Origin of the sequence: Rhodovulum visakhapatnamense (assembly GCF_004365965.1) — a bacterium.
GTDB classification, from domain to species: domain Bacteria; phylum Pseudomonadota; class Alphaproteobacteria; order Rhodobacterales; family Rhodobacteraceae; genus Rhodovulum; species Rhodovulum visakhapatnamense.
Genome location: NZ_SOEB01000024.1, coordinates 1 through 18,138 on the forward strand (window position 1 = coordinate 1; position 18,138 = coordinate 18,138).

Below are 18,138 nucleotides of genomic sequence, written 5' to 3' on the forward strand. Positions count from 1 at the left end.
TCGGATACAACGTCCCGATTGCCATGCATTATCCCGATGGCGTCACCGGCCCGTCATCGTGAGGCAGCCGGAAAAATCCAACTTCCCGCGGTCCAAGGTTGGGGAGCAGGGCACAACCCCAAGGACTCTCGTTATGAACGAGGGACGACCGGAGGGCAGGTCACAGCCTATCACCGGTTTCACATGCGTGATCACTTCCCGGTTTTGGCGGGACAGGGCATGCAGGCTGCATTTGCCGAAATTTGGCCGCTGCTCGCAGAGGCCCCGCCTTCACCCCCACGGGTTTTCCCGGCCAGGGAGTGGCGGCAGGCCCTTGCGGAGGCCGAAAAACCGGGGGGCCAGAAACCGATACTCGATCTGTCCAGTCTCGCCTGACAAAGGGCAGCAATGGTCCGCCCTCCGGACCTTGGCGGCTCCGGGGCCTGCTGTAACCGCGATGTATGGCTGCTTTCGTGGTTCCGCACGCGGTGGAGGCTTGGGCGCTCGACGGCGGCTATCGGCAGCGAGCGCCCCGGCGGGCGGCCCGAGACACTCAAGCGTCATGCTGCACCGCCGCAGGTTCGCTCCGAGCCCTTCCGCGACATTCGGCAGCGCCTGCAGACAAATCCACGACCAACGCCAACTTGCACGTTCAGATCATGTGGCGCGTTCATCCTTGGGTGACCCCATCACGATGTAGGATGTGATTGCATGGACATGGGATCGGGTGCCCAAGACCTCCGTGTGGAAACGCTTGTATTCCGAGAGATCGGCGCTCTGGACACGGAGGAGGTACTCGAAAGACCCTGCTATGTTATGGCACTCGACGACTTCGGGCGCGACTGCCATGGCGCGCTCGAAGCCCTCCTGGGCCGCCTTGGTATGGGAGGAAAGGCCGACCATGACATAGGCGACAAAACCGCGACCCATCCGCTCAGGGCTGGTCACGACCCTGTAGCCGAGGATCACGCCTGTTCGCTCGAGTTCCTGAACCCGTCTCAGGCACGCCGAGGGAGACAGGCTAACCCGTTCAGCCAGAGCGACATTGCTGATCCGGCCGTCGAGTCGCAGCTCGCGCAATATTTTCAGGTCAATCTCGTCCATGAGCCGCCAATCGTTGTGCATTTTTCTCTTAGGATAGAACATTAGACGATATGTGGCGACCTCATCCCGCTATTATTGCGAACAGGCGCTATAGGAGGAACGCTCGATGACTCTCGCTATCCTGACTGCTCTTTTGGGCTTCGCATTTGTCGCAACCGTCACACCGGGACCGAACAACCTGATGCTGATGGCGTCCGGCGCGAACTTCGGCTTCCGGCGGACACTGCCGCACATGCTCGGAATCGTCGGGGGCGTGTCGGTCATGGCTCTCCTCGTAGGTGCGGGACTGATGGCGCTGTTCGACGCAGTGCCCGCGCTGAACCTGGTGCTGAAGGTCACTTCCGTCGGCTACCTGCTCTGGCTCGCATTCAAGATCGCCACGGCCGCTTCGGTGGAGGAGCGGGACGAGGACAGCCATCCGATGACCTTTCTTCAAGCGGCCACTTTCCAGTGGGTGAACCCCAAGGCCTGGGCCATGTGCCTGTCTGCCATCACGCTCTACGCGCCCGATCGCTCGCTGCTGTCGGTCGCCATCGTGGCAGGTGCATTCGCGCTCGTCTGCTTTCCGGCGATCTCGGTCTGGGCATGGCTCGGGACTGTCGTCCGGCAATGGCTGTCGAACGCCACCCGGCTCAGGATCTTCAACATCACCATGGCAGCTTTGCTGGTCGCGTCCCTTTATCCAGTCCTGGGCCTCGGAACCTGAACCGGGGCATTGCCCGAACTCGGCTCCAAAGATCAATTGAACTGGCTGTGGCATCGGGTTGGGGTCCGCCAAGTCCCGCTCTCCGGACCTCGGCAGCATGCGCAGCAGAGTCCACTCAGAAACCATTCTCGTCTGGCTGGTGTTTTTCGAAGCTTTCCAGAATGCGCGCCATCGGGTAACGTTGGGTCAAGAGGAGCCTCGACGTTTCCATTTCCAGGCGCATCCCTGGCACGGCCAGGCGTCCCATCTTCGTCGATACCAGGGGGGATCAGATGGAGACTTTTTCAAGATCGTTCTTTTCGGGGTTTGCCATTTCGCTGGCACTCTCGGCCGGGATTTGCCCGGCACAGGCCGACCCACAGTCCGAGGCCGCGACCTGCGCCCGCCGCGACGCGTTGCAGCCTGCCCTGGCCAAACAGCCGGATCTGACCTGGGACGCCCTTCGCACCGCCTGCGAGGCCACGATTGTTGCGGCGAAGGCGTCCGATCCCATCGGCCATGGATGGTTCGTCAATGCGGGCAACGGGTTCCTCGGCGTGCCTCTGGTCGTGCAGAAGATCCTGCCCGATCTGGCGCCGGAAATCTGGGGCACGCCCGAGGATTTCTTCGGGAGCTTCGGGCTCTTCCCGGACCCCGACATCACCGACCGCATCCTGCCGCGCGGGCTTGGCATCACCGGGGCCAACGGGCGGCCGGTCGCGGCCGATGGCAGCCCCTCGGGCGAGGTCGATTACAGCCAGCCGCAGCCGCTCTTCGTCACGCTGGCCTGCGGTGCCTGCCATACCGGCCAGATCGATCTGGGCGACCGGTATCAGGTGCTGGACGGCGCACCCAACACCCAGTTCGACGTGCGCAAATGGCGCGGGGCCTTTTCCGCGCTCCGCGAGGGCTATCTCTCGGACGCGCAGATCGGCACAGCCGAGGCCCCGGGCGAGACCACGCAAAAGCTGCTGGATCTCGTGGCGGCCAAGCCCGCGGGCTATTTCGCGCGCGGCCTGCCGCAGATCCGCGCAGACCAGATCGCGGCCGTCGACCAGACCCAGCGGGCGATCTTTGCGCAGAATGCCGTGCCGATCCTGTCGGGGCTGGCGCAAAGCACCGGTGTGCGCGCGGCCTCTGTCGCGCTGCAGACCCGGCCGGGGTCGAGCTATGGCCATGGCGACCGGTCCCCGGGCCTCGGCGGTCACAGCGCCGGACAATCGGATGGCAGCGGCGATCTCCTGTCGGACTTGCTGGCCGGGCAGGCCGCCGAGGCGGGAAAGCTGACCGAGCTTCTGTCCGGGCCGCTGCCCGAGGCCCTGCCCCGCTTTGCCACGGTGACCGACATTCCCGCGGTCTGGAACCAGGGCGACCGGTCGGTCGGGCAATGGGATGGCAGCGTGCTGGAACGGTTCTGGCGCAATATCGCGGCCGAGCTGCCGATCATCGGCGTGCCCGCCAAGGTCGATCTGATGAATGCCGGGATCAGCGCCGAATTCCTGCTGCGGCTGCCGCCCGCGCCCTATCCCTTCGAGGTCGATCTGGCCAAGGCAGCGGCGGGCGAGGCGCTTTTCGCCGAGAATTGCGGCACCTGCCACCGGCCGCGCAACGAGGCGCGCTATCCGGTGATCGGCACCGACATGAACCGCGCGCAGGTGCTGAACCCGGCGGGCAGCGCGATGTTCCTCGCGGCCTTCCAGGCGGCCTGCCACGATCCGGACTTCGGCTATACCGACACTTATGGCCGCCGGATCGAACCCTGCACCATGCCCGCCTACCGCATCCTGCGCGACACCACCGAGGCCGCGAACCAGGGCTATCTCGCGCCGCCGCTCGACGGGATCTGGGCGCGCGCGCCCTACCTGCATAACGGCTCGGTCCCGACGCTGGCGCAATTGCTGAAACCGGCCAGCCGGGCGCCGGTCTTCCTGCGCGGCGTGATCGAGTATGACCCGGCCGAGGTCGGCTGGCGATGGCAGCCGGGCGATCTGGACCGCTACAAGGCCCGGTATCCGACCGTGTCGCTGCACGACACCGCGCGCGACGGCTGGTCCAATCGGGGCCATGACCGCGACCTGATGATCGAGGGCCGGATGCACCGGCTCGACTGGAGCGACCCGGCCCTGTCGGACCAGGCCGAGGCCCTGATCGAATACCTCAAGACCCGGTAGAAGGCGGCCCCCGCCTTCCGCCGCCTTCTGCCCGGGCGCGCATCCCCGCCGCCGGTTGAGGAGACCCAGCAGATGACCGACACGAGCATCCAGACGGTGACCGCCATCCAGATCGGGATGATGCGGGCCACCCAGCCGCAGCTGCGCGGGCAGCATTTCAAGATGCATGGCTGCGTCGAGGCAGTCTTCGAGGTGGCCGAGGTCGCGCCCCCGCTGAATGTCGGCCTCTTCGCCGCGCCGGGGCGCTACAAGGCGCTGGTGCGGTTCTCGAACGGCCGCGAAAAGGACGACCGCACGCCCGACATTCACGGCATGGCGATCAAGGTGCTGGGCGTTACAGGCGACAGGGCGCATCCCGACGCGCCCGAGGGCGAACAGGATTTCATCCTGGCCGACAACCCGGTCTTCTTCATCCGCACGGCCGAGGATTACGCGATCTTCATGCAGTCGCTGGCCAGGAACGCCCCGCGGGGCCAGCCCCCGGTCGAATTCATCGAGCATCTGTCGAAGACCCATCCCGAGGACATCGCCGTCCTGCAGGGCTTCAACAAGCAGGTGCAGACAAGCCCTCTGAGCGCGGACTACTGGAGCCAGGTGCCCTATGGCTTCGGGCCCGACCCGACCCATGCCTGCCGCTACCGCGCCACCCCGCGTGCGGGTGTCGCGACCGGGTCGGCGGGCGAAGGCCACGACTACCTGCGCGAGGCGATGGTGGCAGGCCTTGCCGAGGGCGCGGCGCCGGTCGTCTTCGATTTCCGCGTCCAGCTGCGCACCGATGCGGATGCGGCGGTCCTCGACAATCCGACCGTCGAATGGGCGCCCGACTACATCCCGGTGGCGACGGTCACGATCCCGCCGCAGGTCTTCGACACCCATGACCGCCACGCCTTCGGCGAGGCGCTGCGCTATTCTCCCTGGCATGCGCTGGCCGACCACCGCCCGGTCGGGCAGATCAACGAGATCCGCAAGGCGGTCTATCCGGCAAGCCAGACCGAACGGGCGAAGATCGCGCCGCTGGGCCAGGACAACCTGCGCCTGACCGAAGAGGAACTGCGCGAAGGCATCGACGACGAATTCAAGGCGCTGATCGACAAGCTCGCGCGCACCTTCGGGTTCCTGTCCAGCACCAAGCGCGGCCGGGGCACCCATACCTGGGGCGTCGCGGGCCGCGGCACGGCGCGGTTCATCACCGACCCCGATTTCCCGGCCAACGAGTTCTTCACCTTCGGCAAGGTGCTGCCGGTGATCCTGCGCCATTCCTCGCCCGGCGCGCGCGAGGACGACCGGGCGCGGGACGGGATGGCCGCCTCGGTCAAGTTCTTCTCGGGCGAGACCGGCCATGACGGGCCGGGCGTGCTCGATATCCTGATGAATGCCGGGCGCCAGCTTTTCGTCCGCTCGATCCGGGATTTCAGCACCTTCGTCCATGCCAGCCCCGACGAGCGCAAGGAGCTGGTCCGCCAGGGCCTGATGATGGAACCCGAACTGATCGAGGCCTACCGGATTCGCGGGTCCTTCCTCGACAGCCGCTATCACAGTTGGCAGTGCTTCGAATTCTTCGACAGCGCGGGCACCCGGTCCTACATCCGCTTCCGCCTGATCCCCGGCGACCGCGGCCCCGAACGCGGCCTGCCGGACCCCGGCTTCCGGGCCGAGGGCGCGCCCTCGATGGACCCGGTCCCGGACGATCCGCGCGCGCCCGACTTCCTGCGCCAGGAATGGATCTATCAGGTGAAGCATTCCGAGGTGCGCTACATCCTGCAGGGCCAGATCCACCCCGAACCCGAGAACGTGCACCCCGATCACGAGGTGCTGAACCCGGCGCGGGCCTGGAACGAGATCCACTATCCCTGGCGCGACCTCTGCGAGATCCGCATCGACGAGCCGATCCTCGACAACGAGGCGGTCAGTGCGCTCGACATGACGCCGAACCGCAGCCCGGCCTGCATCCGCATCCCGCTGGCGACCTCGCCCAGGCAATATGCCTCGCTCGGTCATGCCCGGGCGCTGGTCTATCCCGGCGCGCGCGCCGTCCGTGCCGCCGCCGAAAAGCCGCAGAACAACTGACCCCACCGCCGCCTCCGTCGGGGGCGGCCCGCGCCGAAAGAGACCGCATGCCCACGACGCTGAGAAATCACCCGCCGCGCGACGAGTCGGCCGACGGGCTCGAGAACCGGATCGAGGCCCATGTCCTCAGCAACTACCCCGCGCTCTGGCGCTTCGTGATGTCGATCGAACCGCTCCGGCGGTTTGCCAACCGGACGATCATCGACCTTGCCGTGCGGCGCGCGCGGTTCCGGCCGTCGCCCTACGGATCGATGGCGGTGCATGGGGACACGGCCAACGGCATGGCCGATTACACCTCGTGGGAGCTGATGATGGACCGCACCTGGTTCAAGCGGCACCTGCCGCCCGGCACGCTGGGCCAGGAGGGCGACAAGCGCGGGCCGCTGCCGCCGCTGGAAGCGCTTGAGGCGCTCTTTCGCACCCCGCCGGGCGAAGAGACGCTGTCCGAGAACAGCAGCCTGCTGTTTCCGTCCTTCGCGCAATGGTTCACCGACGGCTTCCTGATGACCGACCCGTCGGATGTGCGAAAGACCCACACCTCGCATCATATTGACTTCAACCCGCTCTATGGGCTGAGCCGGGCCGAAAGCGACGCGATCCGCGCGAAATCCGAGGAGAAGGGCCATAGGGGTCGGCTGAAGACCGAGACTGACCCCGACACGGGCGAGGTCTGGGCGCCGCGCTATTTCGGCCCCGACGGCGAGGTGAAGCCCGAATTCAAGGCGTTGCGCCCGCCGTTGCGGCTGACCGAGTACCTGAACCTGGTGGGGTCGGAGCGCGCGGCCGAGATCAAGCCCACGATCTTCGCCTTCGCGGGCGAGCGCGCCAATACCTCGCCCTACACCTCGATGATGAACATCCTGTTCCTGCGCGAGCATAACCGCCTTGCCGGGCTGATCGAGGACGCGAACCCCGACTGGGACGACGAGCGCGTGTTCCAGACCGCGCGGAACGTGAACATCTGCCTGCTGATCAAGATCGTGGTCGAGGAGTACATCAACCACATCTCGCCCTACCACTTCCAGCTGACGGCCGATCCCTCGGCCTGCTGGAACAAGCCCTGGAACAAGCCGAACTGGATCCCGATCGAGTTCAACCTGCTCTACCGCTGGCACAGCCTGACGCCTGCCTGTTTCGACCTCGCCGATACGCCGGTGCCGGGCGAACGGCTGCTGTTCGACAACAGCCATCTGACGAAACTGGGCCTCGGCCCGGCGATGCAGCGCGCCAGCACCCAGCGGGCCTGGAACATGGGGCTTCTGAACACGGCCGAGTTCCTGATCCCGGTCGAACTGGCCTCGGTGGCGCAGGGCCGCGCGCATCGGCTGGCCTCCTACAACGACTACCGCGCGGCGGTGGGCTATGGCCGGGTGCGCCGGTTCGAGCAGATCACCGGCCATCCCGAACGGATCCGCCTCTTGAAAGAGCTCTACGACGGCGATGTCGACAAGGTCGAATTCTTCGTCGGGCTCTTCGCCGAGGACGTGGCGCCGCGCGCGGCGGTGCCGCCGCTGATCGGACGGATGGTGGCGCTCGACGCCTTCTCGCAGGCGCTGACCAACCCGCTCTTGTCCGAACATGCCTTCAACCCGCGCACCTTCTCGCAGGTCGGCTGGCGCGAGATCCGGAAGACCACCCGCCTGCAGCAGATCCTCGACCGCAACCTCGGTGGCGATACCGGCCGCTATGCCATCACCATGACCCTTCCGACCCTGACCTGATCCCCGCCGCCTTCCGGAGCCTCGCGCCATGCCCGACACCGCCAGCCCGCCCCAAGACACGCCGACCGGGGACGCCCCGGTCTTCCTGATCGGCCTGACCATGGCGGGCGCGGTGTCGGCGGGGGCCTATTCGGCGGGCGTTCTGGACTATCTGTTCCGCGCCATCGACGCGCATAACGCGCGGGTCCGGGCCGGTCCCGGCGCCGGGGACCCGACCCCGCCGCGCCACAGGGTGGTGGTCAAGGTCATGACCGGCGCCTCGGCTGGCGGCATGTGCGCGGGCCTGACCCTGGCAGGCCTGCTGAAGGGTCATGCGGGCGAGACCGCGCGGCTGTCCGAGGGGCGCCCGGTCGACTATCCCGCCGCCGACGGGACCACGGCGCAGTGCCGCGCGGCGCTGGAGCCGCTGTTCGACGCCTGGGTCGACCAGATCCGGTTCTGGGACCCCGCGACCGGAACGGGGTTTCTGGCGACGAAGGATCTGGACGATCCCGCGCCGCTTCTGGGCGCGCCCGAGCGTCCCGAAGGCGCGCCGGTGCCGATCCTCTCGGTGCTCGATTCCTCGCATCTCGACGATGCGACGCGGGCCGCGCTGACGGGCGTTCCGCCGCTGGGCGGCAAGCCGCGCTATGACTTCCTGGCCAAGGATCTCGATGTCTTCGTGACCACGACCGGGCTGAACGGCGTGCTCTACCAGATCCGCTTTCCCGGCAGCGAATACCGGATGCAACAGCACGGGCTGTCGCGGCATTTCCGGGTGCATGGCCTTGGCGCGACCGGGCATCCCTCGGCCTGGCTCGACCGCTGGGGCGACCGGGGGATCGCGCTCGACCCCGATCAGACCGATGCCGCGGGGACCGTGCCCTTCGTGTCGGACCCGGGCTCGCGCTGGTATGACATGACCGTGTCGGCGCTGGCCTCGGGGGCCTTTCCGGTGGGGCTCGCGCCCCGGACCATCGCCGCAACACCCCTGCAACTGGGGGCCTGGGACCCCGAGAACCCCTTCACCGAGGGCGGCGCGCTGACCATCGAGGCCGCGCCCGATCACACGGTCCTGCCGCGCCCCTATTTCGGGACCGGCACGGCGCTGACCGGAGCCGCGACCTATCTTGCGGTGGACGGGGGGGTGATCAACAACGAACCCTTCGACATCGCCCGGTTCACGCTGCGCCGGTCCGCGGCGGGGTCCGCGCTGCTGAGCAACGCCCGCGAGGGCAACCGGGCCGACCGCGCCGTCATCATGATCGACCCCTTCCCGCGCGCGCCCGACTATGTCGCGCTGACCCCGGACGAGACCCTGCGGCTTGGCGGCCTGCTGCCCAGCGTGATGCGGCTGTTTCCGACGCTGGTCAGCCAGGCGCGGTTCAAGATCGACGAGCTGCTGCATGCCACCAACAGCGACGTGCATTCGCGCTTCATGATCGCGCCGGTGCGCTCGGCAAGCGGGACCAGCCCGGCGGCCCGGGGGGCGGATGCCATCGCCTGCGGTGCGCTGGACGGGTTCAGCGGGTTCTTCGACCGCGGCTTCCGGCTGCACGATTTCGTTCTGGGACAGCGCAACTGCCAGAAGTTCCTCGAAAGCCACTTCCTGCTGGATGCCGACAACCCGATCCTGGCGCTCGATGCCGATCACCCGCACCTGCAGGCGGCCCGCGCGGCGCGGGAGAAGGGCGAGGCGATCCCCGAGGGGCTGCGCATCGTCGATCCCTGCGTCAGCCCCGGTGCCGGGCTCGATGCCGAGATCCCGATGCCCGCCTGGCCGCAGGTCGGTCTGGGCGCGCTGCAACGGATGCGGCGCCAGTTTCTCGTGCGCCTGACCCGGATCGGCGGGCATCTCTTCGACAGCCGCGCGATGGGCGGCATCGGGCAATGGGCGCTGAAGCGCCTGTGGCAGGGGCTGTGGCCGGTCTATCCGAAGGGCCTCAAGGGCGATGTCGGGGACGCGGCCGCCCGCGCGGTGCTGAAGGCCTTCCTGCTGCGCCGCCAGCTTGAGACCTCGGAGGATTTTTCGACCGGGGTGCGCCTGGCCTTGACCGCGCTGATCGACGCCCATGGCGAGGCGCTGGACGCCCGCGATCTGCGCGAGCGGCTGACCGAGGCGCGCGAGGCGGGGCTTTATCCCGCGACGCTCGAAATCCCGCAGGAGGCCGAGATCGAACGCGGGCTGCTCTGGATGCAGGGCGCCGGTCTGGCGCGGCAACCGCTGCGCAACATCTTCGGGCCGCCGCGCTATGCGTTTTCCCCGGGCAATGGCGGCTGAGGGCGGACCGGCGGGCGGATCGGCGGGCGCGCGGGCCGGGACGGCGCCGGGCTGGCCGGTCGGGATCTTCCCCATGGGGAAGGTTGCGGGCAAGACGGCCTGGCCCCGCATCGTCCGGATTAACGGGGCGTCCGTTGCCGGAGACGCCCGAAACCGGCGCCGCGCGGCAGGCGGGTCGCGACGACGTGATCGCAGCGCGCTTGCCGCATCCCGGCCCGGCTGGCTAGGTGCGGCCACGATGAGACCGCTGCTGACAGTCCTGAGGGTGCTTTGCCTAGCGCTCCTGTTGCCCGCCGCCATGCTGGCGCAGGCGGGTCATGGGCCAACGGGCGATGCGGCGGCGCGGGACGACGGCTGCGCGGGCGCGGCGGTCATGGCGATGCCCGGGACGGGGGAGGCGATGCCGGTCGCCGAAGCGGCCTTCGGGGACGAAGGGTCGTCGGGGCATGGCGCGTCGGCTCCCTGCCACTTCTGCGGAGCGCACGCCTGTGTCTGGATCGCGGCGCCCGAGACCTGCCTGGCGCGCCCGCTGGTGCTGGCCCCGGCGGATCATGCGGCAGCGCGGGGCGTCAGGCCGCCGAGCACCCGTGCCGAAAGCCTGCACCGACCGCCCCGACGCCAGTCCTGAACAGCCTGTATCCGCCGCAAGCCCGGCCCGGCATGACCGGAGGGCTGCGGACCTTCCTCATCCGCGCCTCGCGCGAGGCGCTTTCGTTCAGGACAGAATCATGAAATCCCTTCTCGTCGCAACCGCTCTTGCGCTTGCCTCCACCACGGCCGTCGCGGACGGCAACGCCTCTGGTCACAGCCATGGCCAGACCTCCATCGGCCAGCCTGGCAGTGCCGCCGAGGCCGACCGCAGCGTCACGATCCGCATGGTCGAGACCGCCGACGGCATGGGCTTCGAGCCCGCCGCGCTTGACGTCAAACAGGGCGAAACGATCCGCTTCGAGGTCGAGAACACCGGCCACATGGATCACGAGATCGTCCTCGGCACCGTCGAGGGCAACCGCGCGCATATGCAGAAGATGGCCGAGATGGGCCCGATGCGGCACCACGACCCGAACGCCCTGCAGCTTGCGCCGGGCAAAGCGGGCGAGCTGGTCTGGACCTTCTCCGAACCGGGCAGCGTCCAGTTCGCCTGCCTCATCATGGGCCATATGGAGGCCGGGATGCACGGCACCATCACCGTCAACTGAAGATCGTCCCCCCGCGCACGGGGCGACCGGCCCCGTGCCAAGGATCAGGAGCACTGACATGACCAATGCAAGACCCACCCGCCGCACCGTCCTGTTCGGGGGCGCGGCCCTCGGGATCGCCGCCGCGCTGCCGCTGGCCGCGCGCGCGGCCAACCCGGCCAACCCGGCAAGCCCGAAGATGCATGTGCTGAAAGACCCCAATTGCGGATGCTGCACCGCCTGGATCGATATCCTCAGGGCCGAGGGGTTCGAGGTGACCGTCGAGGCGTCGATGGGCACCGCGCTCGCCCGCTTCAAGACCCGCAACGGGATTCCGCGCAACATGATCTCGTGCCATACCGGCACCATCGAGGGCTACATGATCGAGGGCCATGTGCCCGTGGCCGACATCCGCCGCCTGCTGGACGAGCGGCCCGAGGCCGTGGGTCTGGCGGTGCCCGGCATGCCGATGGGATCGCCCGGGATGGGACCGGAAAGCCGCCGCGACGCCTATGACGTCCACCTGATCCGGCGCGACGGATCGACCGGGATCTTCGCCCGCTACGACGCGGCGTGACGCGCCCGCGATCCTGAAAGAACGGCGCCGGGCGGCCCAGTGTCGCCCGGCCCCCTCCCCGCCCTGCGGTCCGCGCGCAGGGGAGATCCCGCGCCGGACCGGGACCGGCCGCCGGAGCGCCGGAGCGCCGGAGCGCCGGAAGGCGCCATCCCCCAAGGACAGACAAAGGTCCCCGACGGAAGATCGCTTCCGGCGTTTGACGTTACGTAAGGCCTTTCCCTTGAAGGGAATCGGCCCCCGTGAGAGGCTTCTGGAATAGGTCCGGGAATTTTCAGCACTCACTCGACGGGGGAATATTTCATGTCCGGAGACCGGTTCATCGTCTCGCGCCTGCCGACCGCGACCCTTCTTGCCGCCTTTGCCTGCAGCCTCTGGGCCGACCCCGGCCGGGCGCAGGACATTGCCGAACCGCCGCCCCGCGCGGCCATGCTGCGCCCGGAGGCGGAGGGGGCCGGGGCCCGCGCGGCGCTGGAAAGTGCCGCCCCCTCCGATGCCGGGGATCGCTGCGCCGGCGCCGATGTCTGCTACAATCTGGCGCTGCGCTATGTCGACGGGCGGCTGCGCAACCCGGCCTTTGCCGAAACCGATCCGCGCGGCTATGACGATGTGCGGCTGCGCGCCTATGCCGGGCTGGTGCTGGACGAGACCGGCGCCCCGGTCGCCCAGCCGAACGCCTATGTCGCGCCGGTGGTCGAGATCGCGCCGGGCGACACCTTCCGGCTGACCTTCGAGAACGCGCTGCCGCGCCCGCAGGACATGGTTCTGCCCGGCGAGGACGCGAACGGCAACCCGCTGCGCTGTACCGGCGCGCCCGAGGATCACAACGAGCCCAGCTGCGCCAATTTCAACCTGACCAACATGCATACCCACGGGCTTTGGGTCAGCCCGCAAGGCAACAGCGACAACGTGTTGCTGACCGTCAATCCCGGCATCCGGTTCACCTATGAATACAACATCCCCAACGACCATCCGGCCGGCACCTTCTGGTATCACGCGCACCGGCACGGCTCGACCGCGCCGCAGGTGTCGAGCGGCATGGCGGGTATCCTGCTGATCCGCGGCGACCGCCAGCCCCGGCTGGGGGCCACGGGTTGGGCCGCGCCGGGCGATCTGGACGTGATCCTGCCCCGTCCCGAAGGCCTGGCCGGTGCCTATGACGGAACGGCCGGGGTCCGCTTCCCCGAACGCACCTTCCTGTTCCAGCAGATCGCCTATGCCTGCCGCTGGACCCGCGCCGAGGTCGATGCGCTGGCCGCCGGGGGCACGCCCGCCGCCGATCTGCCGGCGGTGGGCGCGATCAAGGCCGATGCGGATGGCTGGTTCTGCGACGAGGGCGACGTCGGCATGGTCGAACCCGGCCCCGGCAACGCCTTCGATCAGGTCGGTTTCGGCAGCTGGCCGCGCTCGGGCCGCCACACCGCGATCAATGGCGAGATCCAGAAACAGCAGCAGGGCGCCGTGGCCGGACGGGTCGAACGCTGGCGGCTGATCCATGGCGGCGTGCGCGAGACCATCGGGCTCGAGATCCGCAAGGTCGAGGGCGGCACCGCCGAGGACCTGCGGGCACGGCTGGCCGAGGGCACCGGGGGCAAGAGCCGGGACGCCATGGCCGGGACCGTCGCGCAGGTCTGTTCCGGCGCGCCGCTGGATCTGGTGCGGGTGGCGACCGACGGTCTGACCCGGCCGGATATCCGGACCGGCCCCGAGCTTTTGCTGCAGCCCGCCTATCGCGAGGACGTTCTGGTCAGTTTCCCCTCGGCGGGCACCTATTGCATCGTCGACGCGGCCACGGCGCCCGGGTCCGACATCAACCTCAACGACAACGACACCGCGCTTCTGGGCTTTCTGGACGTGGCACCCGCCGATGCGCCTCTGGCGGGCGATGGCGGGGTGGATCAGGTGATGGCGATGCTGCAACGGTCGGTCGAGGCCCGGATCGAGGACCCGGCGGCGCGCGAGGCGATCCTTGCGGAGCTGGCCGAGGGCCGGCTTGACGCCTTCGTCAAGCATCGCGACATCGCCGATCAAGAGGTGTCGGGGCAGCAGACCGTGGGCTTTACCATCCAGGGACCGCCCTTCGCCTTCATGATCGGCCGGATCGCGCCCACCCATGTCGACAACGGCGCGCCCTTCGCGCTGGTCGGGGCCGCGTCCTACGAAGCCACGCGGTTCGACCGCATCCTGCCTCTGGGGGGCGTCGAGGAATGGACGCTGACCTCGTTCGGGGGCGGCGGGCATCCGTTCCACATCCATGTCAATCCGTTCCAGATCGCCGAGGTGCTGAAATACCAGCCCGATGCCGGTTGCCCGACGGGGGCAGCGGGCGCGCGGCATTGCGAGATCGACCCGAACGATCCGGCCACCTATGTCGATGTCAGCGGGCCGGACAGCGACGAGCCGCAATATGCGGGGCTCAAGGGCGCGTGGAAGGACACGCTGTTCATCCTGCCCGGCCATCTGGTGAAACTGCGCACCCGCTACGAGCGCTATATCGGCGATTTCGTCCTGCACTGTCACATTCTCGACCACGAGGACGAGGGCATGATGCAGAACGTCCGGATCGCCATTCCCGACGGCAGGGGCGGCTTCGACCGCCCGATGACGGAACACGCGATGCACTGACGCACGACGGCGCGCGGCGGGCCATGAGCGGCCATCGCCTCGAAGCCTGTGGCCGGACGGGCGCGCACCCCTGCGGCCGAAATTCGGGCACGGATCCACGTCCGGGGCCTTGCCTTGGCCCGCGAGCATGAGAAGGAGGGAGGCTCGCTTTGCAGGATGGAAGGCAGGACGATGGAACAGACCCGGCTCCACCGAGGACGGCTGATCGACCACATTCAGCTTGTGGTCCGGGATCTCGCGGCAAGCGAGGGCTTCTACAGGGCGGTCATGGCCGTGCTGGAGATCTCGGTGATGGGCACCGACCAAGGGTATTTCGTGGCCGACGAGCTTGTCGTGTCCGCGGCCGACAGTCCGACAGCCGCGGGCGCCCTGACCGGGCGGCATCACCTGGCCTTTCAGGCGAAGGATCGCGCGACGGTCGATGCGTTTTACGGCGCGGCACTGGCCCATGGCGGCCGCGACAACGGCGCGCCGGGCCTGCGGGCCTGTCACCCGGAACATTATGCCGCTTTCGTGCTGGACCCCGATGGCAAAAACATCGAAGCCGTCTATCAGGGCGAGGCGAAACGCAGCGCGCGGTCGGTCACGATCGAGGTCCAGGCGCGTCGCCTCGATCCCGCTGGCGCCAGGCAGGGTCACGTCCATCACCACGACATCGGGGCGCAAGGCGCGGAAACGGGCACAGGCGGTGCGCGCGTCCTCGGCCTCTCCGGCGACCGTCAGGCCCGGTTGCAGGTCGATCAGGCGGCGGTAGCCCTCGCGCAGGACCGGGGGGTCGTCGGGGATGATGACGCCGTAAGACTTCATGCCGCAGAGCGCCCCCGCGCCATCGGCACGCGCACGCGGATGCGCCCCCCGCGGGCCCCCTCTTCCAGCCGGAGCCTGCCGCCCATCGCCCCGGTGCGTTCCGCCATGCCGATCAGGCCATGGCCGGGCGCGCCCGTCGATCCCGCCGCAGCCTTCCTCGACGGTCAGGACGATATCGCGCCCCTCGGCATGCAGGACGACATCGACCCGGGAGGGCATGCCGTGGCGCATGGCATTGGTGACGCATTCCTGCACGATCCGGAAGAGATCGAGCGCCACGGCGCCGCTCAGGCCGTCCTCGTCCAGCGTGCTGTCCAGCCGCGGCCGGGCGCCGCTTTGCGCCTGCCAGCCCGAGAGCATGCCGCGCAGGCCGGCCGCCAGCCCGACCTCGTCCAGATCGGGCGGCCGGAGCCGGGCGAAGGCGCCGCGCAGGCAGGTCGTCATGGGCCCGGATGCTGGCGCCGATGGCCTCGGCGTCGCGGGTCAGCGCCGGGTGTCCGGGCGGCGCGGCCAGGCCGATGGAGGCGGCCAGCGCCGCCGTCCCTGTCAGCATCTGGCCGAATTCGCCATGCAGGTCGCGCGCCAGCAACCTGCGCCCGACACCCTCGACCTCGATCAGGCGGCGGGTCAGGACCCGCCGCGCCCCGGTGCTGGCCGTGAACTGCTGCGCGAGGCGGTTGACCGCGTCGGCGATCTTGCGGAATTCCGGCGCGCCCGGAGTGGAGAGGATCGGAAAACGATCCGGTGAATCGTTTTCCCGACGACCCCCGAGACGGTTGCGAAGCGGCGCAAATGGCAGACGGTCGATGATCGCAAGACCGGCCCTAAGAAGCCCACGTTCGACGGTCCTCACCGAGGCCGAGGAGGCGGCCATCGTCGCGTTTCGGCGCCGCACGCTGCTGCCGCTGGACGACGGCCTCCGTGCCCTGCAGCCGTCCATCCCGCATCTGACACGCTCGGCACTGCAGCGCTGCCTGCAGCGATGAGGCCCGGCCGCGCAGGCAGGTTCGGGCCGAAGACGCCGTCGGGCGCGCCGGAGCGCCGCCCGGCCGCTGGAAGACGTCTCGACCCTGGACGAAGCCGAGCGTCGGGCCCGCCTGCGGCCCGCAGACAAGATGCTGTTCGCCGACGGGGCGGCCGCACGCGCCGCCGGGCAGACGCGGCTTTGCGCCCCGCCCGCACCTGCCCGCAAGCGTCATGTCCGGCCTGACCAGAGACCGCGATGCCACTCGTAAGCGGTGCACACGCCCCATGAAGCCCGCAGATTAACGCTGACGTCGGCCGGGCAAAGGAGAGCGACGGCTGCGGCTGCCGGACGAGTCGCGGTCCGGAGGGCGGTTTTCCGGATCCCCACGGCGCCGCCCCGGGGTCGAGACCCGGCGCGGCCAGCGGTCCCGGCCGGGCCATGGCGCGGTTCCGGGCATCGGCCATCCGCCCAGAGGCTTCGGGCCGCAGCGCGGTTTCTTGGATTTCGCAAACCGGTGCGCCCAGGGGAGCGGGATCGGACCCCGGCACCTCGGGGGGCGCGAGAACGGTTTTCGACCCGGCCATCGCCTCTTCCCGGAGACCGCCGCCCCGGGCATCGGGCCGGAAAACCTCGGGACTGCCTTCCCCTTTTCCCGCGCGGGCAGAACCGGCCCAGGAGCGGGCATTCGCCTTTGACCTGGACCGCCCGAGCGAGTTTCAGGCAGACGCGGGGCGCCGCGGACCCGTCGGGCCGGACGCGCCCGAGCCGCTAAAGGCCGAGGATCCGCGTCAGCGCGCCCGACACCCGGTCCACCAGGGCTTCGGTCATGTTGTAGCCCGAGGGCAGGTTCACGCCGTTGCGGGCCATCAGATCGCCGCGGGGACGGCCCGGCAGGAACCGCGCGCATTCCGTGCGGCCGCGATAGGCCTGCAGCGTCGTCAGCCGCGAAAAGAACGGGCGGCTGTCGATGGCCTGCTCGGACAGGGCCGCCTGTATCGCGAACTTGTCGGGACCCTCCGGGTTCCGGGGCACGACCGTCACCATCCAGTAGGAATTGCGCACCGATTGCGGTTCGGCATTGAGCGCGATCCCCTCGAGACCGGCCAGCCGTTCGGCATACCACTGAAAGATCTGCCGCTTCTGCGCGATCAGATCGTCCAGCCGCTCCATCTGGGCGATGCCAAGCGCGGCCTGAACCCCGCTCATCTTGTATTTGAACGCGACCTCGTCGTTCTGGAAGAACCGGTCCCCCGGCGGGCGGCCATGGTCGCGCAGTTTCTGGATGCGGGCGAACAGCGCGGCATCGTCGGTCACGATCATGCCGCCCTCGCCGGTGGTGATGGTTTTCGAGCCATGGAACGAGAACACCGCCATGTCGCCGAAGGCACCCGCCGCCCGGCCCTGAAAGGTCGAGCCCAGCGCCTCGGCCGCGTCCTCGATCAGCACCAGATCGTGGCGGTCGGCGATATCGCGCAGCCGCGTCCAGTCGCACATCGACCCGTACAGATCGACCCCGATGATCGCCCGGGTGCGCGGCGTGATCGCGGCCTCGACGGCGGCAGGGTCGAGGCACCAGGTATCGGGCAGGATGTCCACGAAGACCGGCGTCGCGCCGACATAGCTGACCGGCGCCATCGAGGCGATCCAGGTCACGTCGGGGCCGATCACCTCGTCGCCCGGCCCGATCCCGGCCGCGGCCAGAGCCAGATGCAACCCCGAGGTCGCGTGCGGCAGGCTGGCGGCATGAGCGACGCCGACATGGCCGGCCATCATCGCCTCGAACCGCGCATTGTAGGCGTAATGCCCGGGCCCCCAGGCATTCAGCGCCGCCTCTCGCGCCAGATCGCCTTCGCGCGCGGTGATCGAGGGGGCAGCGACGGGGATGCGGGGCAGATCTTCGGTCGTCATGGGGGTTTCCTCGTCGCGGAAAGACGTTTGAGAGCCGCGTCGAATCGAATATCCGAAAGCGCGACACCTCACAACGGAAGGTTCGCGTCGGG

The 18,138-nt window shown here is 68.8% G+C and carries 11 protein-coding genes and 3 pseudogenes; 11 read left to right on the forward strand and 3 right to left on the reverse strand.

Annotated features, from left to right (window positions below):
- Positions 1–636: 636 nt before the first annotated feature.
- Positions 637–1,083, reverse strand: coding sequence for an Lrp/AsnC family transcriptional regulator (locus EV657_RS17240; protein WP_134079058.1), 447 nt, complete (start codon positions 1,081–1,083; stop codon positions 637–639).
- A 106-nt stretch (positions 1,084–1,189) separates the two neighbouring features.
- Here EV657_RS17240 and EV657_RS17245 point away from each other — a divergent pair, with 106 nt between their 5' ends.
- The 10 genes and pseudogenes from EV657_RS17245 to EV657_RS17290 form a co-directional block, all read left to right on the forward strand.
- Entirely contained in the window at positions 1,190–1,789 is a 600-nt protein-coding gene (locus tag EV657_RS17245) for a LysE family translocator (RefSeq protein WP_075787041.1), read from the forward strand.
- Positions 1,790–2,061: 272 nt separating this feature from the next.
- Positions 2,062–3,939, forward strand: coding sequence for a c-type cytochrome (locus tag EV657_RS17250; protein WP_134079060.1), 1,878 nt, complete (start codon positions 2,062–2,064; stop codon positions 3,937–3,939).
- A gap of 72 nt (positions 3,940–4,011) precedes the next feature.
- On the forward strand, positions 4,012–6,006 hold the full coding sequence (locus tag EV657_RS21940; RefSeq protein ID WP_208323297.1) for a catalase family protein: 1,995 nt from the start codon (positions 4,012–4,014) through the stop codon (positions 6,004–6,006).
- Positions 6,007–6,053: 47 nt separating this feature from the next.
- On the forward strand, positions 6,054–7,727 hold the full coding sequence (locus tag EV657_RS17260) for a peroxidase family protein (RefSeq protein ID WP_134079061.1): 1,674 nt from the start codon (positions 6,054–6,056) through the stop codon (positions 7,725–7,727).
- A gap of 28 nt (positions 7,728–7,755) precedes the next feature.
- The gene (locus EV657_RS17265) at positions 7,756–9,987 is read left to right on the forward strand and encodes a patatin-like phospholipase family protein (protein WP_134079063.1); all 2,232 of its coding nucleotides are present in this window, start codon (positions 7,756–7,758) and stop codon (positions 9,985–9,987) included.
- A gap of 238 nt (positions 9,988–10,225) precedes the next feature.
- Positions 10,226–10,615, forward strand: a complete 390-nt coding sequence (locus EV657_RS17270; protein ID WP_134079065.1) for a hypothetical protein — start codon at positions 10,226–10,228, stop codon at positions 10,613–10,615.
- Between the two features lie 100 nt (positions 10,616–10,715).
- Complete coding sequence (locus EV657_RS17275; protein WP_134079066.1) at positions 10,716–11,186, forward strand: cupredoxin domain-containing protein; 471 nt, start codon at positions 10,716–10,718, stop codon at positions 11,184–11,186.
- A 58-nt stretch (positions 11,187–11,244) separates the two neighbouring features.
- Positions 11,245–11,742 carry a DUF411 domain-containing protein gene (locus EV657_RS17280; protein WP_134079068.1) on the forward strand — a complete coding sequence of 166 codons (498 nt, stop codon included), beginning with the start codon at positions 11,245–11,247 and terminating at the stop codon, positions 11,740–11,742.
- Positions 11,743–12,042: 300 nt separating this feature from the next.
- Positions 12,043–14,364: a multicopper oxidase family protein gene (locus tag EV657_RS17285; protein WP_134079070.1), complete on the forward strand. Its 2,322-nt coding sequence runs from the start codon at positions 12,043–12,045 to the stop codon at positions 14,362–14,364.
- Positions 14,365–14,535: 171 nt separating this feature from the next.
- A pseudogene (locus EV657_RS17290) lies at positions 14,536–14,955 on the forward strand (VOC family protein); the annotation flags it as partial.
- A gap of 69 nt (positions 14,956–15,024) precedes the next feature.
- Here EV657_RS17290 and EV657_RS22620 read toward each other — a convergent pair.
- Positions 15,025–15,615 (reverse strand): annotated as a pseudogene (locus tag EV657_RS22620) (ATP-binding protein); the annotation flags it as partial.
- A gap of 322 nt (positions 15,616–15,937) precedes the next feature.
- Here EV657_RS22620 and EV657_RS21945 point away from each other — a divergent pair.
- Positions 15,938–16,154, forward strand: a pseudogene (locus EV657_RS21945) (IS481 family transposase); the annotation flags it as partial.
- Between the two features lie 752 nt (positions 16,155–16,906).
- Here the strand turns inward: EV657_RS21945 and EV657_RS17305 are convergent.
- Positions 16,907–18,046 carry a DegT/DnrJ/EryC1/StrS family aminotransferase gene (locus EV657_RS17305; RefSeq protein WP_134079071.1) on the reverse strand — a complete coding sequence of 380 codons (1,140 nt, stop codon included), beginning with the start codon at positions 18,044–18,046 and terminating at the stop codon, positions 16,907–16,909.
- Positions 18,047–18,138: the final 92 nt, after the last annotated feature.